General features: G+C 71.7%; 21 protein-coding genes, 4 pseudogenes and 1 riboswitch. Of the genes and pseudogenes, 12 read left to right on the top strand and 13 right to left on the bottom strand.

From position 1 onward, the window contains the following. Nucleotides 1-32: 32 nt before the first annotated feature. Together PZB75_RS18445 and thrC are read right to left on the bottom strand one after the other, a co-directional pair. Nucleotides 33-311 carry a MoaD/ThiS family protein gene (locus PZB75_RS18445; RefSeq protein ID WP_275536408.1) on the bottom strand — a complete coding sequence of 93 codons (279 nt, stop codon included), beginning with the start codon at nucleotides 309-311 and terminating at the stop codon, nucleotides 33-35. A gap of 50 nt (nucleotides 312-361) precedes the next feature. Beyond that, a complete protein-coding gene (gene thrC, locus PZB75_RS18440) occupies nucleotides 362-1,654 on the bottom strand; it encodes a threonine synthase (RefSeq protein ID WP_275536407.1) in 1,293 nt (430 codons plus the stop codon). A 15-nt stretch (nucleotides 1,655-1,669) separates the two neighbouring features. After that, nucleotides 1,670-1,796, bottom strand: a riboswitch (SAM riboswitch). Nucleotides 1,797-1,948: 152 nt separating this feature from the next. On the opposite strand from thrC, the gene PZB75_RS18435 reads away from it, so the two are divergent. Next, complete coding sequence (locus tag PZB75_RS18435) at nucleotides 1,949-2,923, top strand: glucosyl-3-phosphoglycerate synthase (protein ID WP_275536406.1); 975 nt, start codon at nucleotides 1,949-1,951, stop codon at nucleotides 2,921-2,923. Nucleotides 2,924-2,967: 44 nt separating this feature from the next. Next, nucleotides 2,968-4,365: a trehalose-6-phosphate synthase gene (locus tag PZB75_RS18430; RefSeq protein ID WP_275536405.1), complete on the top strand. Its 1,398-nt coding sequence runs from the start codon at nucleotides 2,968-2,970 to the stop codon at nucleotides 4,363-4,365. A gap of 177 nt (nucleotides 4,366-4,542) precedes the next feature. Here PZB75_RS18430 and map read toward each other — a convergent pair whose 3' ends face one another. After that, nucleotides 4,543-5,310, bottom strand: a complete 768-nt coding sequence (gene map, locus PZB75_RS18425; protein ID WP_275536404.1) for a type I methionyl aminopeptidase — start codon at nucleotides 5,308-5,310, stop codon at nucleotides 4,543-4,545. A gap of 298 nt (nucleotides 5,311-5,608) precedes the next feature. On the opposite strand from map, the pseudogene PZB75_RS18420 reads away from it, so the two are divergent. Together PZB75_RS18420 and PZB75_RS18415 are read left to right on the top strand one after the other, a co-directional pair. Next, nucleotides 5,609-5,674: pseudogene (locus PZB75_RS18420) on the top strand (flavoprotein); the annotation flags it as partial. 82 nt (nucleotides 5,675-5,756) lie between these two features. Further along, nucleotides 5,757-6,327: pseudogene (locus PZB75_RS18415) on the top strand (flavoprotein). A gap of 105 nt (nucleotides 6,328-6,432) precedes the next feature. On the opposite strand, the gene otsB reads toward PZB75_RS18415, so the two are convergent. From otsB to PZB75_RS18400, 3 genes are all read right to left on the bottom strand, one after another. After that, entirely contained in the window at nucleotides 6,433-7,296 is an 864-nt protein-coding gene (otsB, locus tag PZB75_RS18410) for a trehalose-phosphatase (protein WP_275536403.1), read from the bottom strand. Nucleotides 7,297-7,574: 278 nt separating this feature from the next. Further along, the gene (locus PZB75_RS18405; RefSeq protein ID WP_275538754.1) at nucleotides 7,575-7,793 is read right to left on the bottom strand and encodes a DUF3263 domain-containing protein; all 219 of its coding nucleotides are present in this window, start codon (nucleotides 7,791-7,793) and stop codon (nucleotides 7,575-7,577) included. A 454-nt stretch (nucleotides 7,794-8,247) separates the two neighbouring features. Beyond that, nucleotides 8,248-9,465 (bottom strand): extracellular solute-binding protein, encoded by a 1,218-nt coding sequence (locus PZB75_RS18400; RefSeq protein ID WP_275536402.1) that lies wholly within the window; start codon nucleotides 9,463-9,465, stop codon nucleotides 8,248-8,250. Between the two features lie 347 nt (nucleotides 9,466-9,812). On the opposite strand from PZB75_RS18400, the pseudogene PZB75_RS18395 reads away from it, so the two are divergent. The 3 genes and pseudogenes from PZB75_RS18395 (at nucleotide 9,813) to nagA (ending at nucleotide 12,461) form a co-directional block, all read left to right on the top strand. Next, a pseudogene (locus PZB75_RS18395) lies at nucleotides 9,813-10,240 on the top strand (hypothetical protein). A 134-nt stretch (nucleotides 10,241-10,374) separates the two neighbouring features. Continuing rightward, nucleotides 10,375-11,307: an ROK family protein gene (locus PZB75_RS18390; RefSeq protein ID WP_275536401.1), complete on the top strand. Its 933-nt coding sequence runs from the start codon at nucleotides 10,375-10,377 to the stop codon at nucleotides 11,305-11,307. Further along, nucleotides 11,307-12,461: an N-acetylglucosamine-6-phosphate deacetylase gene (gene nagA / locus PZB75_RS18385; RefSeq protein ID WP_275536400.1), complete on the top strand. Its 1,155-nt coding sequence runs from the start codon at nucleotides 11,307-11,309 to the stop codon at nucleotides 12,459-12,461. Before PZB75_RS18390 ends, nagA begins: the two co-directional genes overlap by 1 nt. Nucleotides 12,462-13,084: 623 nt before the next feature. Here the strand turns inward: nagA and PZB75_RS18380 are convergent. Next, complete coding sequence (locus tag PZB75_RS18380) at nucleotides 13,085-14,044, bottom strand: carbohydrate-binding protein (RefSeq protein WP_275536399.1); 960 nt, start codon at nucleotides 14,042-14,044, stop codon at nucleotides 13,085-13,087. A gap of 131 nt (nucleotides 14,045-14,175) precedes the next feature. Next, a complete protein-coding gene (cdgB, locus tag PZB75_RS18375; protein ID WP_275536398.1) occupies nucleotides 14,176-15,840 on the bottom strand; it encodes a diguanylate cyclase CdgB in 1,665 nt (554 codons plus the stop codon). A gap of 513 nt (nucleotides 15,841-16,353) precedes the next feature. On the opposite strand from cdgB, the gene PZB75_RS18370 reads away from it, so the two are divergent. After that, the gene (locus PZB75_RS18370; RefSeq protein ID WP_343286245.1) at nucleotides 16,354-16,860 is read left to right on the top strand and encodes a flavin reductase family protein; all 507 of its coding nucleotides are present in this window, start codon (nucleotides 16,354-16,356) and stop codon (nucleotides 16,858-16,860) included. 127 nt (nucleotides 16,861-16,987) lie between these two features. Here PZB75_RS18370 and arfB read toward each other — a convergent pair whose 3' ends face one another. Next, complete coding sequence (arfB, locus tag PZB75_RS18365; protein WP_275536396.1) at nucleotides 16,988-17,413, bottom strand: alternative ribosome rescue aminoacyl-tRNA hydrolase ArfB; 426 nt, start codon at nucleotides 17,411-17,413, stop codon at nucleotides 16,988-16,990. 223 nt (nucleotides 17,414-17,636) lie between these two features. On the opposite strand from arfB, the gene PZB75_RS18360 reads away from it, so the two are divergent. After that, entirely contained in the window at nucleotides 17,637-18,212 is a 576-nt protein-coding gene (locus tag PZB75_RS18360; protein ID WP_275536395.1) for a TerD family protein, read from the top strand. 174 nt (nucleotides 18,213-18,386) lie between these two features. Here the strand turns inward: PZB75_RS18360 and PZB75_RS18355 are convergent, their stop codons facing one another. After that, nucleotides 18,387-19,934, bottom strand: coding sequence for a M1 family metallopeptidase (locus tag PZB75_RS18355; RefSeq protein WP_275536394.1), 1,548 nt, complete (start codon nucleotides 19,932-19,934; stop codon nucleotides 18,387-18,389). Nucleotides 19,935-20,148: 214 nt separating this feature from the next. Here PZB75_RS18355 and PZB75_RS18350 point away from each other — a divergent pair, with 214 nt between their 5' ends. After that, a complete protein-coding gene (locus tag PZB75_RS18350) occupies nucleotides 20,149-20,646 on the top strand; it encodes a hypothetical protein (protein ID WP_275536393.1) in 498 nt (165 codons plus the stop codon). A gap of 75 nt (nucleotides 20,647-20,721) precedes the next feature. Here PZB75_RS18350 and PZB75_RS18345 read toward each other — a convergent pair whose 3' ends face one another. Continuing rightward, nucleotides 20,722-21,420 (bottom strand): pentapeptide repeat-containing protein, encoded by a 699-nt coding sequence (locus PZB75_RS18345; protein WP_275536392.1) that lies wholly within the window; start codon nucleotides 21,418-21,420, stop codon nucleotides 20,722-20,724. A gap of 182 nt (nucleotides 21,421-21,602) precedes the next feature. Between PZB75_RS18345 and PZB75_RS18340 the strand changes: the two genes are divergently transcribed. Then, the gene (locus tag PZB75_RS18340) at nucleotides 21,603-22,604 is read left to right on the top strand and encodes a zinc-binding dehydrogenase (protein ID WP_275536391.1); all 1,002 of its coding nucleotides are present in this window, start codon (nucleotides 21,603-21,605) and stop codon (nucleotides 22,602-22,604) included. Between the two features lie 244 nt (nucleotides 22,605-22,848). Here PZB75_RS18340 and PZB75_RS18335 read toward each other — a convergent pair whose 3' ends face one another. Further along, nucleotides 22,849-23,328, bottom strand: a complete 480-nt coding sequence (locus tag PZB75_RS18335; protein WP_275536390.1) for a GNAT family N-acetyltransferase — start codon at nucleotides 23,326-23,328, stop codon at nucleotides 22,849-22,851. Nucleotides 23,329-23,411: 83 nt separating this feature from the next. On the opposite strand from PZB75_RS18335, the pseudogene PZB75_RS18330 reads away from it, so the two are divergent. Continuing rightward, a pseudogene (locus PZB75_RS18330) lies at nucleotides 23,412-23,765 on the top strand (rhomboid-like protein); the annotation flags it as partial. 86 nt (nucleotides 23,766-23,851) lie between these two features. On the opposite strand, the gene PZB75_RS18325 reads toward PZB75_RS18330, so the two are convergent. Next, nucleotides 23,852-25,975, bottom strand: a complete 2,124-nt coding sequence (locus PZB75_RS18325; RefSeq protein ID WP_275536388.1) for a restriction endonuclease — start codon at nucleotides 25,973-25,975, stop codon at nucleotides 23,852-23,854. Nucleotides 25,976-26,023: the final 48 nt, after the last annotated feature.

Below are 26,023 nucleotides of genomic sequence, written 5' to 3'. Positions count from 1 at the left end.
TCCGGTGATGATCTTCCGGTATTACGGGGATGTCAGCAGCCGCCCGCTACGGCCGGAATGATCGAAATGCCCGCGCCGTCCGGGGTGACGGCGTCGAGGCCGCCCTCGAAGCGGACGTCGTCGTCGTTCACGTACACGTTGACGAAGCGGCGCAGCTTGCCCTGCTCGTCCAGCACGCGGGCGGCGATGCCCGGGTGGTTCCGCTCCAGGGACTCGATGACCTGGGACAGGTTCTCGCCCTCGGCGGGGACCTCCGACCGGCCGCCCGTGTAGGTACGGAGAATGGTGGGGATGCGGACCTTGACGCTCATGAGGGGTGCCTTCCTGGGATCTCGGGGGTCGTCGTCGTGCGGCGGCGGGCTCAGGCGCTGCCGAGGCCCGCGTCGCGGAACGCGTCCAGGCTCGGCCGGATCGTGGCGCTCAGGCCGGTCGTCGGGGAGACGGCGTCCAGCGTCTTCAGCCCGTCCCCGGTGTTCAGGACGACGGTGGTGAGCGTCGGGTCGAGCACACCGGCCTCGATCAGCTTCTTGGTGACACCGACCGTCACTCCGCCCGCGGTCTCCGCGAAGATGCCCTCGGTGCGGGCCAGCAGCTTGATCGCGTCCACGATCTGCTCGTCGTCGACGTCCTCGACCGCGCCGCCGGTCCGGCGCGCGATGTCCAGGACGTACGGGCCGTCCGCCGGGTTGCCGATCGCCAGGGACTTGGCGATGGTGTTCGGCTTCTGCGGGCGCACCACGTCGTGACCGGCCTTGAAGGCGGCGGAGACCGGGGAGCAGCCCTCGGCCTGGGCTCCGAAGATCTTGTACGGCTTGTCCTCGACCAGGCCGAGCTTGATCAGCTCCTGGAGCCCCTTGTCGATCTTGGTGAGCTGCGATCCGGACGCGATCGGGATGACGATCTGGTCGGGCAGCCGCCAGCCCAGCTGCTCGCAGATCTCGTACGCCAGGGTCTTGGAGCCCTCGCCGTAGTACGGGCGGAGGTTGACGTTGACGAAGCCCCAGCCCTCGCCGAGCGGGTCGCCGATCAGTTCCGAGCAGAAGCGGTTGACGTCGTCGTAGTTGCCCTCGATGCCGACCAGCTCACCGCCGTACACCGCGGCCATGACGACCTTGCCCTGCTCCAGGTCGTGCGGGATGAACACGCAGGAGCGGAAGCCGGCGCGGGCGGCCGCGGCTCCCACCGCGCCCGCGAGGTTGCCCGTGGAGGAGCAGGAGAGGGTGGTGAAACCGAAGGCGCGGGCGGCCTCGACGGCGATCGCCACGACCCGGTCCTTGAAGGAGTGGGTCGGGTTGCCCGAGTCGTCCTTGACGTACAGGGCGCCGGTGACGCCCAGCTCGCGGGCCAGGTTGTCGGCCTTGACCAGCTTGGTGAAGCCGGGGTTGATGTTCGGCTTCCCGGCGACGTCGGCCGGAACGGGAAGCAGCGGCGCGTACCGCCAGATGTTGTCGGGCCCTTCCGCGATGCGCTTCTTCAGCTCATCGGGGCTGCCGGTCGGCAGGTCGTACGCCACTTCGAGCGGCCCGAAACAGGACGCACAGGCGAAAAGGGGACCGAGTTCGAATCGCTCGCCGCACTCGCGGCAGGAGAGGGCTGCGGCGGGACCGAGGTCCACGGAAGAATCGATGTTCGTTGCGACAGTCTGCACAGCCATGATGGCGAGGCCCTTTCCTCATCTTCCTCGTGACGCGTTTCGCCACGAGACGGAATTGGCACCTACCCCACCGACCTTCGCGGTCGGCAGGAGGGTTGCCGGGGCTTCAACGGGCCGTTCCCTCTGCCCCTCTGGATGAGCGGTATGGCACTGGACCATGGATCCAGGCGTTTTTTCGCGGAACGACCCCGACATGCGACGGTGATCCGCGTTGTTCAAGACTGTAACCGAAGCACTGGACTGTTGAGATAGTCGTCCGAACCGCGAGATGCGTCACATAAGGGAGTTCCGACCGTGCTGGAAGAGGTGGAACGCTGGCTGACCAGGCGTTCCTGGTCGGCCGACGAGCGTCCGGCGCAGCGGCTCCCGGCCGCCAAGGCGCGGGCCGAGTCGGCCGGCCCGAGGGGCGCGGGGGGCGGCGCCACCGTGAGCGTCGTGCTGCCCGCGCTGAACGAGGAGGCGACGGTCGGCGCGATCGTCGCCACGATCCGGCGCGAGCTGATGGAGAACATCCCGCTGGTCGACGAGCTGGTGGTGATCGACTCGGGTTCGACGGACGCGACCGCCGAGGTGGCCAGGCGGGCCGGCGCCCGGGTCGTGCACCGGGACACGATCCTGCCCCGGCTGCCCGCGTCCCCCGGCAAGGGCGAGGTCCTGTGGCGGTCACTCCTGGTCACCAGTGGGGACATCGTCTGTTTCGTCGACGCCGATCTGCGGGAGTTCTCCGCGGACTTCGTCTCCGGCATCGTCGGCCCGCTGCTCACGGACCCCGAGGTGCAGTTCGTGAAGGCCATGTACGACCGTCCGCTGGGTGACGAGGCGGGCCAGGGCGGTCGCGTCACCGAACTGGTGGCCCGGCCGCTGCTCAATCTGCACTGGCCGCGGCTGGCCGGGTTCGTGCAGCCGCTGGGCGGCGAGTACGCGGTCCGGCGGTCCCTCCTCGAACGGCTGCCCTTCCCGGTCGGTTACGGAGTGGAGCTGGGCCTCCTCGTCGACGCCCTGCACACCGTCGGTCTGGACGCGCTGGCGCAGGTCGACGTCGGGGTCCGCAAACACCGCCACCAGGACGGCCGGGCGCTGGGCCGGATGGCGGCGGCGATCTACCGGACGGCACAACTGCGCCTTTCCCGGGGCTCGTTGGTACGCCCGGAGATCACGCAGTTCGAGCGGGGCGAGCACGGATTCGTACCGCGTACCTACCCCGTGGACACCGAGGAACGGCCGCCGATGCTGGAGATGCCGGAGTACCGATCGCGCCACGCGGCGTGACGTGGGACGTTTGGGTGGAGCAGGTTCGGGCTAGGTTCGGTGACATGGTCTCCGAGCACGCCAAGGCACAGGTACTCGTCGCGTCCAACCGCGGCCCCGTCTCGTACACACTGCGCGACGACGGTGAGCTGGACTCGAAGCGGGGCGGGGGCGGGCTGGTGTCCGGCCTGTCGGCGATCGGCTCGGACGCCGACTCGCTGTGGGTGTGCGCGGCGCTCGGCGAGGGCGACCGCGAGGCGGTCGTGCGCGGGATCGGCGAGCCGGGTGTCCGGATGCTCGACATCGACCCCGAGGTGCACGCCGACGCGTACAACGGCATCGCGAACTCCGTGCTGTGGTTCGTCCACCACCTGCTCTACCAGACCCCGATGGAGCCGGTGTTCGACGCCCGGTTCCGGCGGCGGTGGGCGTCGTACGAGGCGTACAACCGGGCCTTCGCCGATGCGCTCGCCGAGGAGGCCGCCGAGGGCGCCTCGGTGCTGGTGCAGGACTACCACCTGTCGCTGGTGCCGGGGATGCTCCGGGAGCTGCGCCCCGACCTGCGGATCGGGCACTTCTCGCACACCCCGTGGGCGCCCGTCGACTACTTCCGGCTGCTGCCCGACGACATCGCCGAACAGCTGCTGCGCGGCATCCTGGGCGCGGACCGGGCGGCGTTCCTGACCCGGCGCTGGGCCGACGCGTTCATCAGCTGCTGCACGGAGATCCTGGGCGGCACGGGCGGCACCAGGATCGGGGTGCACGGCCTCGGCGCGGACGCGGACTTCCTGCGCAGGCGCGCGCACGAGCCGGACGTGGACCAGCGGATGGCGGCGCTGCGCGAGGAGATCGGGGGCGACGCCGACCGCAAGGTGATCGTGCGGGTGGACCGCACGGAGCTGTCGAAGAACATCGTGCGCGGCCTCCACGCCTTCCGCCAGCTCCTCGACGAGCACCCCGAGTGGCACGGGCGGGTGACGCACGTGGCGTTCGCGTATCCGTCGCGGCAGGACCTGGCGGTGTACCGCGACTACACCTCACAGGTGGAGTCGGTGGCCGCGCAGATCAACGCCCGGTACGCGGCGCCCGGCTGGATGCCGGTCCTGCTGCACGTCAAGGACGACTTCGCACGTTCCCTCGCGGCGTACCGGCTGGCGGACGTGGCCCTGGTCAACCCGATCCGCGACGGCATGAACCTCGTCGCGAAGGAGGTCCCGGTGGTCTCGGACGACGGCTGTGTGCTGGTGCTGTCGCGCGAGGCGGGGGCGTACGAGGAGCTGGGCGACGACGCGATCGTGGTGAACCCGTACGACGTCTCCGCCACGGCCGACGCCCTGCACGAGGCACTGCTGATGGACGACACCGAGCGGGCGTCGCGCACCGAACGGCTGGCCGCCGCGTCGACGGCGCTGCCGCCGCAGCAGTGGTTCCTGGATCAGCTGGAGGCGCTGCGCAAGGAGTGACGGGGGTGACGGGGTGACGGTCGAGCGTCCTGTGTGCGCCGACGCGCGATCCGCTCCGCGGTCAAGGCGCGTGGCCGCCCGCACGGGCGCTCGACGCCGGTGGGAGCCTGTGTCCGCCGCCCGTTCGTCCCGGGAGAGGCCGCCATCGTCCGCCGACGCGTGTGAGCGGGTTCGAGGTCACGGCAGGGTGAGGATGCGGGGACCGTCCCGGGTGATGGCGACGGTGTGTTCGATGTGGGCGGCCCGGCTGCCGTCGATCGTGCGCAGGGTCCATCCGTCGGGGTCGGTGCGGTAGTCGTCGCGTCCTCCGGCCATGAGCATGGGTTCGATGGCGAGGGTGAGGCCGTGGCGCAGGGCGAAGCCGCGGCCGGGCCGTCCGTGGTTGGGGACGTAGGGGTCTTCGTGCATCTGACGGCCGATGCCGTGGCCGCCGAAGTCGGCCGGCATGCCGCAGCGAGCGGTGCGGGCGACGGTGTTGACGGCGTGGGAGATGTCCCCGATGCGGTGGCCGACGGTGGCGGCGGCGATGCCGGCGTCCAGTGCCCGCTGGGTGGCGGCGATGAGTTCCAGATCGGCGGGACGGGGGGTGCCGACGGTGAAGCTGATCGCGGCGTCGCCGGTCCAGCCGTCGAGTTCGGCCCCGCAGTCGATGCTGACCAGATCGCCGTCGCGCAGGCGGTAGTCGTCGGGGATGCCGTGCACGAGGGCGTCGTTGACGGAGGCGCAGATCACCCCCGGGAAGGGGGTGGGGGCGAAGGAGGGCTGGTAGCCCAGGAACGGAGAGCGCGCCCCGGCCTTGGTCAGGACGGTGCGGGCGGCTTCGTCGAGCTCGCGCAGGCGGACCCCCACGGCTGCGGATCGGCGGGCGGCCGCGAGGGCCTGGGCCACGACGCGTCCGGCCTCACGCATCGTCTCCAGTGCCGTGTCGGTCTTGATCTCCACCATGGTCGTGACTCCCTGCGATGCGACGTCCCCAATACTTATACCGGTATTAGTATCACGGACATAGTGGAAGTCTCTCTGGGGTCGCGAGAGCGCCGACACGGGGAGCGGTCCGGGGCCGTGCCCCGCGAGGGCCGGCGGTGATCGCGGCACGATGGATGTGGCAGCGGTGGCCGGGAGTCGGCTGCCGACAGGGTTGTCCGGGGACGTCGCCGTACGCTGCGTGGACCGCACCACTTCAGCCGTCGACCGGCAGTTCGCGAGTGAGCGACCAGCCCGCCCCCGGACCGAGAAGCCGTTCCTGTACGTCGTCGTGTGCGCGGCCGGAATCGCCGACGACGCCGGCGAGCTGATCACGGCCGCCCAGCGGGCCACGGCCTTTCGTTCGGGTCAGGCCGGATCAGGGAGCGGGCTCCGCTGCCGTGCGCCGCAAGGCGGAGGAGGGAGTCATGGCGGGTCATGGCGGAGCCGTGCCGACCGACGGCAACGCCGCGAGATGTGTTGCCGGAGCCCGCGAGCCCGGCCCGACCCGAACGAAAGGCCCAAACTGGGAGGTGGGTGTCGTCGCCACCCCGCAGGGCCTCGGCTTCATCGACACGGCGGCGGTCGAGGAGCAGACCGGATACCCGATCCGCTCGGCCTCGCGCGCGCCGGGCGAGCCTCGACCGCTGCCGCCCCGGACGCCGTCGCGGTGGCCACGGCCACCTTCGACACGATCGACACACGATCAACAAGTGGGCCGCCGGGGCGTTCGACACCCTGGCCCTGGCCCTGGCCCTGGGCATCCTGTGCGAGGCCCACGGCTTCGGCGTCCCGACGGCGGTCCTGCCGTACCTGAACGCGGCCCAGGCCGTCCGGACCGCCTATCGGCTGAGCCCGGACCGGCTGAGCGGGACGGGCGTCCTGATCAGCTCGCGAAAGACCCACGAACCCGGAACCGGTGGCCGTCCGGACCGCTTCCGCCGGGAGGCGGCGCTGGAACCGCTCACACCGCTCACACTCTGGCCGTTCGGCCCCTGACCGCTCGGCCCCGCCTGATCGGCGCCGCCCGGCTCGTGACAGCCCCACTGCGGAGGGGTGACGAGCGAAGGGGCCGTAGCCGGGGCAGAAGGCCGCCGTTGATGATCAGTTGCTGTCGGACATGACCCCGGCCAGGGCCGACAGGAAGTCGACGACGGCGGGCGGGCCGGAGAGCAGCAGGTCCGCCCGGTCCGCCAGTTCGGGCACCTCGGCGCTGCCGCTGCACACCAGCAGGCCAGGGATGCCGTCGGCGCCCTCGGCGCGCAGCCGTTCCACGGCGGCGTACGCGGCGAGGTCGCCGAGGTCGTCCCCGGCGTACAGGACGGATTCTGCGTCCACCTCACGCAGGTACTCCGTGAGGGCCACGCCCTTGTCCATGCCGGGCGGGCGCAGCTCCAGGACGAGGCGGCCCGGTTCGACGATCAGGCCGTGTTCGGCGGCCAGTTCGGTGAGGGGATCGCGCAGGGCGTCGAACGCGGCCTGCGGGTCGGCGGCGCGACGGGTGTGGACGGCGAGGGCCTGCCCCTTCTCCTCCACCCAGGTGCCCTGCCAGGAGCTGAACCGGTCGAGGAGGGTGGGGAGTTCGGCGCGTACGGCGGTGACGCCGGGGTGCGGGGCGGGGGCGTGGACGGCGTCGGTGGCGGCGTCCCAGCGTTCGGCGCCGTAGTGGCCGAGTACGACGAGGTGGTCGAGCCCGGCGACTCCGGCGAACCCGCCGTGCCGGACCGCGACCGCCGCCGGGCGTCCGGTGATCACGGCGATCGAGGCGACCTTCGGCGCGAGCGCGACGAGCGCGGGCACGGCGCCGGGATGGGCCCTGGCCTGTTCCGGGTCGGGCACGATGTCGGCGAGGGTGCCGTCGAAATCGAGGGCGACGACGGCCCGGTCGGGGCGGGCCAGAAGCGCTTCGAGCCCTTCTCGGCCGGCCTCGGTGGTCGGAGCGGGCAGTGCTGCGGGGGTGCTGACCATGGGTCGACCCTATCGGCGCCCCGGGCCACCGGCCACGGGGGGAACGGCCGGACGGGGTGAGTGGGACGTGCGAGGTGGGTGGAGGCGGGTGAGGTGGGTGGAGATGGGGTGGGTGGAGGTGGGTGAGGTGGGTGGAGGTGGGTGCCAGGGCGCTCCCAGGTTCGGGGCTTCGCCGGACCCGACCCCGGACCCGCCGGACCCCGGACCCCGGACCCGACTCGCCGGACCCCGGACCCCGGACCCGCCCCGTCGAACCCGTCGGTCCCGTCGGTCCCGTCTCAGCGGCGGGTCCGGCGGGCGGCCCGGACGCGGCGCAGGCGGTTCACGGTCACCGGGTCCTCCTCCGCCGCTCTCGGGTCGTCGAGGAGGGCGTTCAGCAGTTGGTAGTAGCGGGTGGGCGAGATGCCCAGCTGCTCCCGGATCGCCCGCTCCTTGACGCCGGGCCCGGCCCAGGATCGCCGTTCCACCGCCAGGACCGCCCGGTCCCGGTCGCTCAGCCCGGGGGGCGGTGTGGGCGCGGCGGGCTGTCGGAGAGGTTCCTCCGGGGCGGCCTCCCCCTGCGGGCCGGAGGACGGTGTGGCAGGGGCAGCCGTGCCGGGAGGTGCCCCGTCGGGGGTGCCGAGAGGTGCCCCGTCGGGGGTGCCGAGAGGTGCCCCGTCGGGCGGTTCGGGTGATCTCTCGGAGGGCGGGTCGGGGCGGGGGGCGGTCATATCAGCCAACATAACGCCCGTCTCGGACGGTCAGCCCTGACACCGCGACGACACCGCGACCGGGCGCCCCGACACCGCTTCGACCGTCCGCGACGACGACGATGACGACGACGAGGCCGGCCGGCACCGCAACCAACCACCCCGGCATCCCGGCACCCCGCACTCCGGCACTCCGGCACTCCGGCACTCCGGCACTCCGGGAACGCGCCGCGCCTCCGATGCCCCTCCGCCGCCGACGCGGCTACTCCGCGCTCTCCGCCGCCGTGGCCTCGCGCGCGATCTGTCCGAGCAGGCTCGCCGGGTCGCCGTTGGGTTCGACCGCCTTGCCGATGTTCTTCTTGATCGACTCGCTGGCCTGGGCCCATGACGTCTTGCCGTACGGGTACAGCTCCGAGTTCGGCAGCGCCGCCAGGAAGTCCCGCAGCTTCTTGTGCTTGACGTCGGTCTCCATCGCCGCCGACGCGGTGTCCGTCACCGGCAGCAGGTCGTACTCGTCCGCGAAGTCCAGCACGTTCTTGTCCTCGAACGCGTAGTCCAGGAACGTGCCTATCTGTTCCCGGTGGCCGTTCTGCTTGAAGCCCATGATCCAGTCGGCGACGCCCAGTGAGCCCTTCGACGGGCCGTCCTTGCCGGGCAGCGGCACCATGCCGACCTTCACGCCCTTCCGCTCGGCCTCCCGCATCAGCGTCGGGTGGCCGTTGAGCATGCCGACGTCGCCGTCCGTGAACGCGGCGAACGCCTTCGCCCGGTCGAACTTGCCCGGGGCGACCGGGCCGGTGAGGCCCGCGCCGACGAGCTTGTCCTTCAGCCAGGTGAACGTCTGGACGTTCTCCGGCGAGTCGACGTCGTACGAGCCGACGTCGTCGGTGTACGCGCCTCCGCCGCTGAGCAGCCACATCATGGTCTCGGCCTGCGACTCCTCGTCCCCGAGCGGCAGGGCGAACGGGAACTTCACCCCGCGGCTCTTGAGCGCCTTGGCGTCGTCGCGGATGTCCTTCCAGGTCTCCGGGGCCTTCAGGTCGGCCTGCTCGAAGAGGGCCTTGTTGTAGAAGAGCAGCCGGGTGCTGGCGACGAACGGCAGCCCGTACTGGGTGCGGTCGACCTTGCCCGCGTCCGCGAGCCTGGGCAGGAAGTTCGCCTGGGTGCGGATGGCCAGCGTCTCGTCGGCGGAGTAGAGCTTCCCGGCCTTGGCGTAGTCGGCGTACGCGCCGATCTGCGCGATGTCCGGGGCCTTGCCCTTCTCCACCATCTCGGCGACCTTGCGGTCGACCTCTTTCCAGGAGTAGACCGTGACGTCGACCTTGATCTTGGAGTGGGTGGCCTCGAAGTTCTTGGCGAGGGCTTCCCAGTACTTCGTGGAGGTGTTCGCCTCACTCGTGCCGTAGTCCGCCGCGACGATCTTGAGTGTGACGACACCCGATCCGCCGCCGCCACCACATCCGGTGAGTACCGCCGTCATGCCACATGCGGCCACCGCCGCGGTCAGAGCCAAGAAGCGCCGCTGCACAGGAACAGTCCATTCATCTCATCGATTGCGTCGATCTCGGTTCGGCGTCCCGTTGCGGTCGTGTCCTCCCACGGTCACGACTCCGGCTCCCGTATTGACGCACACCCGGATGAGCTGCGATCTTTCCTCACCCTCAGGGGCAGGGTCTACACCTGAGGAGTATCGCTTCTGCAACTCATTTGCACCTTGGTCTAGACCAATACGTTACCCACCACCTCCCGAACACGGCCCCGTCACCGGCTCGTCGCACCCGCCCCGGGCGGACCGCTGCGCACATCACGACGCACACGGTCGGCGTGATCACTCCCTGTCGCAAGGAGTCGTCCAGCACGTCCCGCACCACGACGGACGCAGCCGGTCAGCCCGCCCGCCGGCGCCCGCGCGGCCGGGCCGTGGCCGTGTTCGACGGACTGCCGGGACCGGGCGAGCGGTCGCCGCCACCGGTTGTGGCACCTCCTGGCCCATGGCGACGGCGTACGCGGCGCCGCGCGAGGCGTCCGGCCGGGGCGAGACGGACGCGTTCGCCTCGTCGGCCCTCGGCGAACTACCCGAAGGTCTCGCGGGCGATGTCGCCGGAGTCGGCGGGACGCTCGTCGCGCGCCCGGCGGCGGATCGGTTGGCGGAGCTGATCCAGGCTCAGCGGCTGGCGGTCGTGATCGCTGAATCGAAGGGGTACGACCCCGACCACCCGCGTAATCTTTCGCGCAGTGTGATCCTCACACCGTGACTCGATTCTTGCGGTAGCCGGATGCCGTTCGTCCCCTTTCCTGCCGGGACGGGCGGCATCTATTTTGTATGGATGCGCAACAAACTGCGAGAGTGGACTAGACCTTTTGCGCTCCTCGGGCGAAACTGTCTCCCGTGAAACACGTCATCGCCCTCGATGTGGGCGGCACAGGAATGAAGGCCGCACTGGTCGGGGCAGACGGCACCCTGCTGTACGAAGCCAGGCGCGCCACCGGCAGGAAGCGCGGCCCGGACGCGGTGGTGGAGTCGATCCTCGCGTTCGCCGCCGAACTGCGCGCGTACGGCGAGGAGCACTTCGGTGAGAGCGCTCTCGCGGCCGGGGTCGCGGTGCCCGGCATCGTCGACGCCGAACAGGGCATAGCGGTCTACGCGGCGAACCTCGGCTGGCGTGACGTACCCCTGCGCGCTCTGCTCGGCGAACGCCTCGGCGGCATTCCCGTCGCGCTCGGCCACGACGTCCGCACCGGCGGACTCGCCGAGGGCCGGATCGGCGCGGGCCTCGGCGCCGACCGTTTCCTGTTCATCCCGCTCGGCACCGGCATCGCGGGCGCCATCGGCATCGGCGGCACCATCGAGGCGGGCGCCCACGGTTACGCGGGCGAGATCGGGCACATCGTGATCCGCCCCGACGGACCGGACTGCGGCTGCGGCCAGCGCGGCTGTCTGGAGACGCTGGCGTCCGCCGCCGCGGTGACCCGGGCCTGGGCCGCCGCGTCCGGCGACCCCGACGCGGACGCGGCCGACTGCGCGAAGGCCGTGGAATCGGGCGACCCCGCCGCGGCGGAGGTCTGGCGCGACGCGGTCGACGCACTCGCCGCCGGTCTGGTCACCGCGCTGACTCTGCTGGACCCCCGCACGCTGATCATCGGTGGCGGTCTCGCCGAGGCGGGGGAAACCTTGTTCACACCACTCCGCGCGGCGGTCGAGGAACGGGTCACGTTCCAGAAGCTGCCGAACATCGTCCCGGCGGCCCTCGGGGACACCGCCGGATGCCTGGGCGCAGGGCTGCTCGCCTGGGATCTACTCTCCACGGAGGTATCCGCCTGATGGCCGGACGCGCAGACAGCACAGTTCTCGCAGGCGCCCGAGTGGTACTGCCCACCGGAACCGTGGAGAACGGCCGGGTGATCGTCGAGGGCACCCGGATCGCCGGGAGCACACCGGACGACGCCCGGACCGTCGACCTGACCGGCCACTGGGTGGTCCCCGGGTTCGTGGACATGCACAACCACGGCGGCGGCGGGGCGTCCTTCGCCACCGGCACCGCCGAGCAGGTCCTGACCGGCGTCCGGATGCACCGCGAGCACGGCACCACGACGATCGTCGCGTCCACCGTCACCGGCTCCCTGGACACTCTGGCCGCCCAGGCCGGGATGCTCTCCGAACTGGTCGAGCAGGGCGAGCTGGCCGGGGTCCACTTCGAGGGACCGTTCATCTCACCGTGCCGCAAGGGCGCGCACAGCGAGGGGCTGCTGCGCCATCCCGATCCGGCCGAGGTCCGCAAGCTGATGGACGCGGCGCGCGGTACGGCGAAGATGTTCACGCTCGCCACCGAACTGCCCGGCGGCATCGACTCGGTGCGGCTGCTCGTCGAGAACGGCGTGATCGCCGCGGTCGGGCACACCGACGCCACGTACGAGCAGACCGTCGAGGCGATCGACGCGGGCGCCACCGTCGCCACGCACCTTTTCAACGCGATGCCGCCGCTGGGCCACCGCGCCCCCGGGCCGATCGCCGCGCTGCTGGAGGACGAGCGGGTCACCGTCGAGCTGATCAACGACGGTACGCATCTGCACCCGGCCGCCCTGGAGCTGGCGTACCACCGAGCGGGCGCGAGACGGGTCGCGCTGATCACCGACGCGATGGACGCGGCCGGGTTCGGCGACGGCCGGTACGAGCTGGGTCCGCTCGCCGTCGAGGTCAAGGACGGGGTCGCCCGGCTGATGGAGGGGGGCTCGATCGCGGGGTCCACGCTCACCCTGGACACCGCGTTCCGGCGGGCCGTGACCATCGACAGGATTCCTGTCGACGACGTCGTGCGGTCGATCTCCGCCAACCCGGCGCGGCTGCTCGGCGTGTACGACCGGGTCGGCTCCCTGGAGCCCGGCAAGGACGCCGACCTGGTGGTCCTCGACGCGGACTTCGCGCTCAAGGGCGTCATGCGCCGGGGCGAGTGGATCGTCGAGCTGTCGCTGGGCTGACGCCCGGGGGTACGCGTCACGGACGAGGGGCGGCACGCATGTCACGCACCGCGCGGCACGCGTGTCAGTCACTGCGCAACATGTCCGTACCCCGTCGCACGACACTCACCCCGTCGCACGTCACTCAGCGCGTCGCACGTCACGAAGAGACGGCGGCCGGTCCCGAGGTCCGGGCCGGCCGCCGTCTCTTGCCGTCGGGCCCCGGCGAGGCGGCCACGCCGCGCGCGCCCCGGCGACGGGCGCCCACAGCGGCATCCACGCAGCGGCACCCGCACCGCGGTGGCCCACCGCAGCGATCATGTCAAAGGCGGGCGGTGGCGCTGTCGACGGCGACGGTGCCAGCGGCCGGTGAGTTCGACGCCGAGACGGACGGGGAGCTGCTGCCCCGTGTCCGCGTCGACGCCCGCACGCCACCTGGCCGAGCGCACGACCGGTCTCCTCGGCCCGCCGGGGCGGTGGCGCGAGCCGTCCGGAACGCGGTCCGGCCCCCGCCGCGTGAGCGACAGGGGCCGGACGGGCGACGGACGGGCGGGCTGACCGGGCGGGCCGCCCGGTGACGGACCAGGGTGTACGGACCGGGCAGGCACCGGGAGTGACGCGCCGGAGGCGACGCGCGCTCCTGGTCAGCGCTTGACGTGGCCCGACTTCAGCGACAACTGGTCGAGGTTCGCGTCGCACTGGTCGCCCTCGCGGCAGGAGAGCTGGATCGTGTTCGCTCCCTTGTCGAGGTCGATCCAGGCGAAGGTGGTCGTCCACCCCTTCTCCAGATCGCCCTCCTTGGCGAGCGCGAAGTTCTTCATGTTGATGGAACGCGGTTCCCCGTCGTTGATCGTCAGCGACGTCTTGGCGTCCTTGCCCGGCACGCCGTACGTGACGAAGAGCGTGTACGCCCCGGCCTTCGGCACCTCCAGCGACCAGGTCGCGGACCGGCCGACCTGGTTGAGGCTGATGTACTGGCCGTTCGCGCTCTTGGCACCCTTGACGGTGTTGTCCAGCGCCGCCGACCCGCCGAGCTTCAGCGTCGCCGCGTCCTGCTTCGGCAGTTCGACCGGCTTGTCCATGCCGCCGGACTGCTCCGGCTCGGGCGACTGCCTGGTCTCGGTGGCCGAGGGGGTGGGCGAGGCGTCGGCCCCTTCGTTCTTCCTGTCGTCGGACCCGCCACTCGTCCGGACCGCGATCACGATGGCCACGACGACGATCACGACCACCGCGACGGCACCGATCAGCAGGCCCTTGGTGTTGGGGCCGCCACGGCCCGGGCCGCCGCCCTGGCCCCGGCCACCCGGCCCCTGCGGCGGGACGGGCACGGTGGGGGGACCGCCGGGGTGGGTCCCGGCGGGCGCGTACGCCCCGTTGGGCTGCGCGTACGCCTGCTGCTGCGGCATCTGCTGCCCGTACTGGCGCTCGCCGACGGTCCTGACCTGGTTGTACGAGGTCCTTGGTACGCCTGGCGCGGTCGGACCCGGGTAGCCGTAACCGCCCTGGCCGGGCGCCTGGGCACCGGCCGCCTGCCCGTCCTCGTACAGATAGCCGAACGGATCGTCGTCCTCGGGCTTGCTCGCGCCGTTGTTTCCGGCCGTCATCCCTGGTCACTCCTCACCATGTCGCCAGCCGTCGCCGACCGGCCGAGCCTACCCCGAACGGACCAGTCCCCGAATTTGTCACCGGCCCGCCGGGACCCGCCCCGGGGGCGGGCGGGAAGGGGGTCGCGGGATCAGCCGGCCCGGCGGTGGAGCTTGGAGCGGGACCGCTTCTCGATGTACATGCGCTGGTCGGCGGAGCGCAGTACCTCCTCGACCGTCATCCCGCACTCGGCCCAGCCGATGCCGAAGCTCGCACCGACCCTGACCGCCCGGCCGTCCACCCTGATGGGCGGAATGATGGCGTTGCGCAGACGTGCGGCCAGGTCGGCTGCGTCGGCGGCGCCCAGGCCGTCGGCGAGGACGACGAATTCGTCACCCCCGAGCCGGGCGACGGTGTCGCCGTCGCGCACACAGATGCTGAGCCGGCGGGCGACCTCGATCAGTACGGCGTCCCCGGTGTGGTGCCCGAACCGGTCGTTGATCGACTTGAAGCCGTCGAGGTCGCAGAAGAGCACCGCGAGCCCCTTCGCCCCGTCGTCGTGCCCGGTGTCCGGCGCCACCAGGTGCACATGGTGTTCGAACTGCACGGCGGGGTCCGGATCGTAGGAACCGTCGGTGCGCGGCCCCCGGCCGTGCACGTCGTCGACGTCCCCGTAGGCCGTGTCCCCGTAGGCCGCGTCCAGGGCCTCGATGGCGGTGGTCGCGACCGCGTGCGGGCGCTCGCAGAGCCGGGCGCTGAGCCGGGAACGGAGTTCCGCGCTGTTGGGCAGTCCGGTGAGCGCGTCGTGCGAGGCGCGGTGCGCGAGGTTGAGTTCGTGGCGCTTGCGCTCCTCTATGTCCTCGACGTGGGTGAGGAGGAAGCGGGGGCCGTCCGCGGTGTCGGCGACGACGGAGTTGCGGAGCGAGACCCAGAGGTACGTGCCGTCGCGGCGGCCGAGCCGCAGCTCGGCGCGACCGCCCTCGGCCGAGGTGCGCAGCAGGGTGCCGATGTCCTCGGGGTGGACCAGATCGGCGAAGGAGTAGCGGCGCAGTACGGAGGCGGGTCGGCCGAGAAGGCGACAGAGCGCGTCATTGGTGCGCAGCAGCCGACCGTGCTGGTCGCCGCCCATCTCGGCGATCGCCATGCCGCTGGGTGCGTACTCGAATGCCTGGCGAAAGGATTCTTCACTGGCACGCAGTGCCTGCTGTTCCCGTTCCAGCCGGACCAGGGCGCGCTGCATGTTTGCTCGGAGCCTGGCGTTACTGATCGCAATCGCGGCCTGGGAGGCGTACATCTGAAGGGCCTCGCGGCCCCAGGCGCCCGGTCGGCGGCCGTTGCGGGGACAGTCGACGGATATGACGCCGAGCAGATCCCGGCCGCCGCCGGAGCTGTACATGGGGGCGTAGAGCCGGTCCTGGGGGTGCCACTCGTCCTCGAAGCGGGGCTCGGGACCGTCGGTGTGCCACTGCGGTACGTCGTCGTCGAGGAGTACCCACCCCTCGGTGTGGGGTATGAAGCGGAGTCCGTCCCACGCCTCACCCATGCACAGCCGACGCTCCCAGGAGGCCCGGGAACCGACCCGGCCGGTGATCAGGGCCTCGGCCGCGGCGTCGCCGGCGAAGGCGGCGACGACCAGATCGCCGTCCTGGCGGACGAGGTTCACGCAGGCCAGCTCGTAGCCGAGGCCGACGACGATGCCGTCGGCGACGGTCTGCAGCGTGTCCGCCAGACTCCGTGCCGTGTTGAGATCAGCGACGGCCTGATGCAGCTGCCGCATGGTCGCAAGGCGGACGTACGGTTCCGACTCGGCCTCCATCGCTCGCACTCCCTGAGACCTCGACAGCAACTCCAGGATTCATATCGACGTACTTATCGCAGTGTCACGGCCACTGAATCACAGCGAGCTGTGCACCCGGTACACAGGGTCAACAATTACTTCACAGTGTGACTCAAGTCACGTTACAGGCCCGCCCGTTCGCCGGCGGGCGCGGAGGCCGGCACTCCCCTTCCTGACCGCAAAAATGCGAATGAGGCCCTTCCGGTGCGCCGGGCGGCGAGTCGTTCGACGGCCGTTCGCACGCTGTACTGCATCTATGCACGAGGCACATGCCTCTGCCATCGCCATCTCGGCACGTCACTCAGTGCCGACCAAGGGGCCAGATATGACCTGTACATGACTTATTCGTGACCGGACATGCGGCGTGGGTCCTAGGACCCGCCTGGTCCCCTGGCCCGATGCGCCGGAACCGTACCCGCGGTTAGCGTTCCTGTTGTGTTGGAGACGAAGCCCCCCGCCCCGCGTTCCGAGTCCGTCCCCCATGCTGAGGGGGTGAGCAACGACGAGTTCCGCGCCGCCCTCGCCCGACTCGCCGCGGGCGTGGTGCTGGTCACCGCCCAGGAGCCGCCGCTGGACGAACACGGCCGGGGCGAGGACGTGGGCATGACGGCGACCGCCTTCATGTCGGTGTCGCTCGACCCGCCGCTCGTCATGGTGAGCCTGCGCAACGATTCCCGGATGGACGACCTGCTGGCCGAGCAGCCACTGTGGGCGGTGTCGATGCTCAGCGAGAGCCAGCGGCACATCGCGGGACGGTTCGCGATGAAGGGCCGGATCAGCGACCGGCTGCTGTTCGAGGACATCCCCTACGTACGGGGCGAGGTGGCCGGCGCTCCCCTGGTCGGCGGTTCGCTCGCGACCCTGGAGTGCCGGACGGAGCAGCGGGTGGCGGCGGGCGATCACACGCTGGTCATCGGCCGGGTGCTGACGGCGACCCTGCCGAGCGCCGAGGGCGCGCCGCTGGCGTACTTCCGGGGGCGCTACCGCCGACTGGACTGAGCGCCCGTGACCCTGCTTGAGCGCGGAGGCGGCGGGCCTCGCCGGGGGGCGGGCCTCGCCAGAAAGGGCCGTCGAAGGGACGACCGGGGCTCCGCCGGTCAGCGTCCGGGAGCCCGCCGGGGAGCCGTCACCAGTCGCGGCCGGACCGGCCCCGCTTCGTGTCGCCGCGCTGCTTCTTCTCGCGCAGTCGCCGTTCGTTGATCCCCCGCGGGATACGGCTCTTGCGGCGAGGCTTGGGCGGTGGCGCGGTGGCCTCGGCCAGCAGCGCGGCGAGCCGCACGGCCGCGGTCTCACGGTTGCGCCACTGCGAGCGGTGCTCCGACGCCCGTACCGTCACCACTCCGCCGACGAGCCGCTTCTCCAGACGCTGGAGCGCCCGTTCCTTCCACACCTCGGGCAGCGCTTCCGTCGCCGCCAGATCGAAGCGGAGTTCCACCTGGGAATCACTGGTGTTCACGTGCTGGCCGCCGGGTCCGGAGGACCGCGAGAAACGCCACATGAGCTCGGCCTCCGGCAGGGAGACCGAACCACGGATGACATAGGGCCCGGACATGACACCCATGTTCCCGGGTGACGGCCCGTCCGTCACCTCTTTTTGACCGGTGGGACGAGGGAATGACCGGTGGAACGAGGGAATCAAACGGAATTTCGGACGGAACTTCGGCAAAGAAAGTAAAGGAGCCTGGAACCTCGGGACCCCCCGCCCGCGTTATGACCTCTGACGGTAGCTTCGTGGTGGCACGAAGCCCGCACACGACGAGGAAAGGGACTTCCCCATGGCTGTAAGCCTGTCCAAGGGCGGCAACGTCTCGCTCACCAAGGAGGCACCGGGCCTGACAGCCGTCACGGTCGGCCTCGGCTGGGACGTCCGCACCACCACTGGTACCGACTTCGACCTCGACGCCTCGGCGATCGCGGTCAACGCCGCGGGCAAGGTCTACTCCGACGCCCACTTCGTCTTCTTCAACAACAAGGCGACGCCGGACCAGACCATCGTCCACACCGGGGACAACGTCACGGGTGAGGGCGAGGGCGACGACGAGCAGATCAACGTCAACCTGGCGGGTCTCCCGGCGGACATCGACAAGATCGTCTTCCCGGTCTCCATCTACGACGCCGAGGCCCGCAGCCAGAACTTCGGCCAGGTCCGCAACGCGTACATCCGCATCCTCAACCAGGCCGGCGGCGCCGAGATCGCCCGTTACGACCTGAGCGAGGACGCCGCCACCGAGACCGCCATGGTCTTCGGCGAGCTGTACCGCAACGGCGCGGAGTGGAAGTTCCGCGCGGTGGGCCAGGGTTACGCATCGGGTCTGCGCGGCATCGCGCAGGACTTCGGCGTCAACCTCTGATCCGTCGCCGTCGGTCGCGTACGACCTGACCTCACCGGGGCCCCCGGCCGCGCGTTCACCGCGTGCCCGGGGGCTTCGGCGCGTGCGCCCGTGGCCGGAACACCCGGATCGAGGCGTGCTCCCGTGGCCGGAACACCCGGATCGGGGCGTGCGCCCGCGGCCGGAACACCCGGATCACATCGTGTCCGGCCGGTCCTCGCCGTACAGCCAGGTGTCCCACAGGTCCGAGAGGTCCTTGCCCGACTCCTTCTCCACGAACGCGGTGAAGTCCTTCGTCGAGGCGTTGCCGTGCCGGTGGGCCTTCGTCCAGCCCTGGACGATCTCGTGGAACCGGTCGTCGCCGACCGCCTGCCGGATCTTGTGGATCACCATCGCCCCGCGTTCGTAGACGGGAGACTCGAACAGATCGGCGCTCTTCGGCGGGGCCGCCGGGGCGAACGCCCAGTTGTCGTCCTTCTCGAAGGCGTCCTCGAAGCTCTGCTGCGCGGAGGTGTCCTCGTAGTCCTCCGACCAGAGCCACCCCGCATAGGTCGCGAAGCCCTCACTGAGCCACAGGTCCCGCCAGCTCGCGGGCGTCACCGAATCGCCGAACCACTGGTGGGCCAGCTCATGGACGAGGAGCCCGATGCTCGGCGGGCCGGTGAAGACCGGGCGGTTCTGGGTCTCCAGGTCGTAACCGGCGTCCTCCTCCCGCTCCACGATCGCGCCCGTCGTGGCGAAGGGGTACGGGCCGAAGTTCTCGACGCCCCACTCGATGACGTCCGGCAGCCGGGCGAGCACGGCCTCGCTCCCGGCGGCGACCGTCGTGTCGGCGGCGGTGTACACCGGAATGCCTCCGGCCGTGGTCGACGTCTTCGTGGTGAACCGGCCGACGGCGACGGTCGCGAGGAAGCTCGCCATGGGTTCGGCGGTACGCCAGTGACAGGTGGTGCGGCCACCCGTCGTGGTGCTGGACACCAGCTCGCCGTTGGAGACGGCCGTCACGCCCTTCGGGACAGTGATCCGGATGTCGTACGTCGCCTTGTCACCGGGGTGGTTGTTGACCGGGAACCAGGTCATGGACCCGGTCGGTTCGCCCAGGGCGACCACCCCGTCCGCCGTCTTCAGCCAGCCCTCCTCCGAATCGTCCGAGTCGGTGAGGACCTCGGGGACGCCGGAGTAGGCGACGACCGTGCGGAACGTGCCGCCTTCGCGCAGCCGGTCCTCGACCGCGCGGTCGGGGCGCAGCGTCAGTTCGCTCCCGGCGCGGTTGACGGCGGCCGGGCGGCCCTCGACGGTCGCGCTCGTGACGTCGAGGCCCTTCAGGTCCAGGTTGAACGAGCTGAGGTCCTGGGTGGCGCGGGCGGTGATCGTCGCGGTGGCGTCCAGTCGGCCGGTGGCCGGGTCGACGTCGAGCGCCAGGTCGTAGTGCGTGACGTCGTATCCGCCGTTGCCGAGCTTCGGGAAGTACGGGTCGCGCAGACCGGCGGCTCCCGGCGTGCCGCCGACCCCGGAGGCGGCTCCGGTGCACGCGGTGGCGGTGGCCAGGGTCGCGAACGCGACGAGGAGGACGGCCGCACGCGCGGTACGCGTCGCGCGGGCGGTACGCGTCGCGCGGGCGGGGCGCGGGGTGCGCGCGGGGCGCGGGGTGCGCGCGGGGCGCGGGGCGGAGTGCGAGGCGGGGGCGGGGACCGGGACCGGGGCGGGGACCGGGGCCGCTGCGGGTCGCGAGGCGCCGGGCATACGCGTCGCGCGTCCGGGGCCCGGGGTGCGCGCCGGGTCCGCCGGGTCCGCCGTGCTCGCGGTGCGCCCTACCGGGTCGCGGCGTATCGGGTCGTGGTGTACCGGGTCGCGGTCTGTCGGGGCGCAGGGGTCCACGCCGTGATCCTACGCACGGACCGTCCGGCGCCGCCGGGTGCGGCGGGACGCCGTCCCCGGACATGACACCATCGACCACGTGCTCGACATCGGCTACTCCCTCTCCCGACGCTTCCCCGATCCCCCGCAGACCGACTACCGCCGTGCGGATGTCCATGCCCTGCGGCACGATCTCTTCTCCGGGGACGTCTATCTCGCGGACACCACGGCTGACCGCGAGGTGTCCACAGGCTGGGGATGGGTGCCCGTGCTCGACTTCGCCTGGGCGCTGTGCGACATCGTCGAGCGGATCGACCAGGACCCGCGCGGCAACCGCTCGCACCGCCGCCAGTTCGCCGAGCTGGACTTCACCGAGTCGTCGGACTGCATGACCTTCGAGCGGCGCTTCGGCTGGGTCGACGTCGAGGCCGACTGGATGCCCGGTGACGAACCCCCGCTCACCTTCGGCCACTCCCTGCTGCGCCGGGAGTCCCGCGATTTCCTGCACGATCTGATCGCGGACCTCTCCGACATGCACGAGGGGCTCGCCGACAACCCGGTGATCTGGGACCTCCAGGCGCGCTTCCCCCGTATCTGACCCTCAGCGTCCGCCCCTCGGCCGCGCGCCTCTTCTCCCGCCCTCGCCCGGCGGCCCGCACCCTCGTGGCCGCTGTCAGACCTCCACCCGCACCCCGATCTGCGCCGCGAACGCGGGCGCCAGCTCCATCAGCTGGGCCGGGCTGATGACCGCACCCGCCAGCCGCTCCACACCCCGCGCGATGTCCAGCTCGGCGACCGTGCGGAGATCGACCGCGTCCATCCGTACGGCGGTGAAGTCGGCCCGCCTCAGCACGCAGTCCCGGAATTCCACCCGCACCAGCTCCGCGCCCCCGAAGTCCGGCTCGGCCAGCACACAGCCCTCGAACACGACGTCCCTCAGCCGCGCCTTGCGCAGATTCAGGTAGTCGATCTTCCCGCCCTTCACCAGGACCCGCTCCAGCACCGCGCCGTGCAGTTGCGCCCCGCCCAGCCGCGCGTCCACCAGCTCGACGTCGCGCAACGACGCCCCGGACAGATCGGTGCCCACGCCTCGTACCCCCGTCAGCACCGAGTCGAGGAACCTGGCCCGGATCAGCTTCGCGCGGTCCAGCACGCAGCCGTCGAACGCGCAGTCCATGAAGGTGGCACCGGGCCCCTCCTCGTCCGCCAGGTCCAGGCCGTCGAACCGCACCCCGTCGTAGTCACCGTCCGGCTCCAGCCCCTCGCCCTCGTACGTGACGAGCCGCGGCGGCAGCCGCACCTCCGGCCGCCGCGCGGCCCGCACAGCGCCCGCACCCGTGCCTGCTCTCTTCTTCGCACCACTTCCGGCCATGCCCCCATCGTGACGCACGGCACTGACAACGGTCCTGTGTCCGGCGGGGCTTGACCTCAAGAGGGCTTGAGGTCGGAGTCTGTTCGAGGAAAGCGCGGCCGACGCCCCGCAACCCGTGCCCGTACAACCGCACGCCGCACCGACGAGCCCACCAACCAGCCACCATTCACCGGGGAGCCCTCATGCGCGCCATCCGCCTCCACTCCTTCGGCCCCGCCGACCATCTCGTCCACGAGTGGACCGAAGACCCCGTCCCCGGGCCCGGACAGGTGCGGATCGCCGTCGCGGCGGCCGGTGTGCACCTTCTGGACACGGCCCTGCGCGAGGGCCTGAGCGGTCCGTACCCCGCCCCCGCCGAGCTGCCCACGATCCCCGGCCGCGAGGTCGCCGGAACCGTCGAATCACTCGGCGAGGGCACCGACCCCGGCTGGCTCGGCAAGCGGGTCGTCGCCCACATCGGCATGGTCCCGGGCGGGTACGCGGAGCTCACCGTCACCGAGGCCGACAAGCTCCACGAGATCCCGCCCGGCCTCGACGAGGCGGCGGCGGTCGCCATGATCGGCACCGGCCGCACCACGCTCGGCATTCTGGCCTTCACCGACCTGGGGCCGGACTCGGTCGCGATCGTCCCGGCGGCGGCGGGCGGCATCGGCACGCTCCTCGTCCAGTACGCGAAGAACGCGGGCGCCACCGTGATCGGCCTCGCCGGTGGCCCCGCCAAGGTCGCCGCCGTCCGGGCGAACGGCGCCGACCTCGCCGCCGACTACACCCTCCCCGACTGGCCGCAGCAGGTCGGCGCGTACCTCGACACCATCGGCCGCCGCGCCACCGTCGTGTACGACTCGGTCGGCGGAGCCACCGGCCGCGCCGCCGTCGACCTGCTGGGCCCGGGCGGACAGCACATCGTCTTCGGCTGGTCCGGCGAAGGCCTGCACGACGGGCAGCCCCTCACCTTCACCGACCAGGAACTCTCCGAACGCGGCATCACCTCGGAAGGCGTACTCGGCCCGGTGATGCTGCGGAAGGCGGGCGGCCTGCGCGCCCTGGAGACCCGCGCCCTCGCAGAGGCAGCCGCCGGCCGTCTCCGCCCCGCCGTCCAGCGCTTCCCACTCGCGGAGGCCGCCGCGGCCCACCGCGCCCTGGAGAACAGGGCGACGATGGGCAAGGTGGTCCTCATACCCTGACGGCGCCCCGCGCCGCGCCATCAGGTCCCGGACCGTGGAATCCCTGGTGTCACGGCGGCCGCACCAGGGACGCGGAGGCGAACCGGCACCGGAGGTCGGTCCGGCGGATGCGGTGACCGGTCCTGGCCCCAGCCCCGGCCCCGGCCCGGCCCGGCCCGGCCCACGGGCAACGGGCGGCCACCGGTCCGGCCCCGGCCGCCGCCTCCCCCGTGACGGACGGCCGGTGCACTCCGAGGGGTACCGGCTACCGCCCCGAGCCCAGCCCGTTCAGCGCGGTGTCCGTCAGCCGGTACACCGACCATTCGTCCTGCGGGCGGGCGCCCAGCGATTCGTAGAAGGCTATGGACGGGGTGTTCCAGTTCAGGACCGACCACTCCAGCCGCTCGTAGCCGCGTTCCACGCAGATCCGGGCGAGTTCCGTGAGCAGGGCCTTGCCGTGGCCGCCGCCGCGGTTCCGCGGGCGTACGTACAGGTCCTCCAGGTAGATCCCGTGCACCCCGCGCCAGGTCGAGAAGTTCAGGAACCAGAGCGCGAAGCCGACCGGTTCGCCGGTCCCGTCGGACTCCGCGATGTGCGCGTACGCGGCGGGACGTTCACCGAACAGTGCCTCGTGCAACTGCTCCGGTGTCGCCCGCGCCTCGTGGAGCGCCTTCTCGTAGTCGGCGAGTTCGCGGACCATGGCGTGGATGACGGGCACGTCGGCGGGGGTGGCGGTACGAATCATGGGGGAAGCGTAGACAGGGGTACGGGCACCACGCGGACCCGGCCGTCTCCTCGTCCGGAGCCCGGAGCTCCAGCGTCCGCCGGGCGGCCGTCGTCGTCTGCGCGCACGGCCTCGCCACCCTGATCGGCGAAGGGGTGCTCGCCTGGGCCGTCCGCACCGGGCACGCGCCCGTGTCGGCCGTCAACTCCCCGGACGCCGACGCCGGTTACGCATTCGCCGGGATCGACGCCGTCCCGACCTGCCGGGCGCCATGGTCCTCGCGGTACGCGTACGGGTTCGCGGGCCTCGTCGTCCACGGCGTCCCCCTGGTCACCGGCCGCACCTTCACCGGCCTCGGGCACTTCACGGCCGTACTCGTGGGACCGGGCTGCCGACCGCTCACCCGGGGCCGGCCGTCCCGCCCTGCCGGCCCCACGCGGCCCATGCCCGAGACGTAGGCCAGGCGTCAGGCACCGGCCTACGTGTCAGGCGTGGGCACCCCGCGTCAGGCGTGGGCACGCCGCGTCAGACCTCGGCACACGTGTCAGGCGACATCGATCCCGTACTCCTGGACCAGCGCCTCCAGCCCGCCCGCGTACCCCTTCCCCCCGATCACGAACTCCCAGTTGCCGGACGACCGTCGGCGGAAGGAGCCGAGGACCAGGGCCGTCTCTCCCGGGCGGCCGTCGGAGACGTCCAGGCGGTCCAGCTCGGCCCCCGAGGCGTCCCGGAGCCGGATGCCCGCGTCGCTGAAGCCGGACAGGTCCGCGTGCGGGTTGACCTCCGGATCGACGGCGGCGACCAGGACGAGCCGGTCCGCGGACGGCGGCAGCGCGTCGAACGCGACCCGGATCGCCGCCTTGTCCCCGCCGGAACCGCTGATGGTGCGCACCGAACCGTCCGGCGTGCGCGGGTTGTTGTAGAAGACGAAGTGCTCGTCGCTCAGCACCCGGCCGCCCCGGCACACGAGCGCGCACACGTCCAGCGCCACCCCGCCCGACCAGGACATGCCCAGGACGTTGTGGTCGTCGGACGACGCCGGCCGCGCGGAGGAAGCCGCGCCGGGGGCCGGGCGCGGGGCCGGTACACCACCGGTCCGGCCGTCACCGGTCCGGCCGTCGCTCAGCCGTCCGCGCAGCCCGCAGCGCCCCAGCAGGTCGACCAGTTCGGTGCCGGACACCAGGGTCAGCGGCTTGCCGTTGGCGAAGGTGTACGAACCCGGGCCGAAGCCGGACGTCGTCACCAGCACGCCCTTGTTCGCCCCGGCGCCCTGGACCGTGCCGAACAGATCACGGACCGCGCTCGGCGGGACCGTGTTCCGGTACCGCTTGACCTGCACGATGATCTTCCCGCCGCTGATCGGGTCCGGGTCGATCGCCTCGACGTCGACACCGCCGTCGTTGGAGCGCTGGGTCGTCACCGCCTGCATGCCCCGGGCCCGGAACAGCTCGGCGACCAGCCCCTCGAACTCGATCGGGTCCATCTCCAGCAGGTCCGGTTCCGCGTCCGCCCCGTGCGAGACGGCGCCGCCCGCCACATCGCCCGGCAGCCTGCCCGGCCGGACGACCGTCCGCTGGTCGGGCCGGGCGGACAGCTGACCGCGCAGCCCGTCGACCAGACAGTCCACCGCGCTCACCTGCTCCAGCCGCAGGGCCCTGAAGTCCCCCCGCGACACCATGACCGTGCTGAGGACGATCTCCGCCCGCCGGCCGGTGGCCGGATCGATGTCGTCGACGAATCCGTTCAGCGCCACGGACTCCAGCACCCCGAACTCGTCCGCCGCGAACAGATCGCGCAGCGCCAGCAGCATGGACTGGGCGAGGACGTCCCGGTACAGCGCCCGGCGCTGCGTGACCGGACGCGGGCTCTCGCGCTCCTCGTCCGCCGAGGCCACGTACCGCACGGACTTCGCCTCCGGTACGACGTCGAAGCCCGGCAGCTCCCAGTTCAGCACCAGTTGCCGGGGGCCGGGGTCGAACCCCGCCGTCACCCGGCGGGGGAACTCCTCGGGCCACGCCGACGACGCGTACAGCGCGGCCGAGAAGTACTCCACGACGGTGTCCCGATCACCGCCGCGCAGTGCGGACACCATCTCGGTGATCCCCGCGTTGTGCTGCCGGATCTCCGCGATCGTGGTCCGCGCCCACTCGTCGTACTGCTGCCGGTACGCGGCGAGTTGACGCTGTCGCTGGGTCTCGGCCGCCTGGGCCGCCTGCCAGTCCCGCTGGTAGCGCGCCTGCGCCTCCTGCTGGGCCTGCGCCCTTCGCCCGGCCGTCCAACCGCCTTGCGCCTGGTAGTTGTCGAGAACCGGCATCGGTACGGGGTGGGCGAGCGGGCCGGGCGCGAACGGGGCGACCTCCTCCGGCCGCCTGAACGACGCGCTCCGGAACGCCGGTGCCCGGCACCCGGCCGCCAGCAGCCCGGTCAGCGCGGCGACCCGTTCCTCCAACTCGGCCGTTCGGGTACGCGCGTCCGCGTCCCGGCGCTGCTTGTAGGCGGCCTGTTGCTCCCGGTGCATACGGGCCATGTCCCGCTGCCGCAACCGCTGTTGGCGCTCCTCGTCACGTATCTGGCGCACCCGGGCGCGCTGTTGCGCCTCCCGCTGGCGCTGCTGCTGCCGCTGGGCCTCGGCCCACGCGCTGATCAATCCGCTGGACCGGCGACTCATCCAACGACCTCCCACCCCCGGAACCGGTCGCCCGGTCCCCTCCGCGTT

The organism is Streptomyces sp. AM 4-1-1 (assembly GCF_029167625.1).
In the GTDB taxonomy this organism is placed as follows: Bacteria; Actinomycetota; Actinomycetes; order Streptomycetales; family Streptomycetaceae; genus Streptomyces.
Note: the sequence above shows the minus strand (reverse complement) of the source record. Positions and strands in the feature narration are given on the sequence as shown.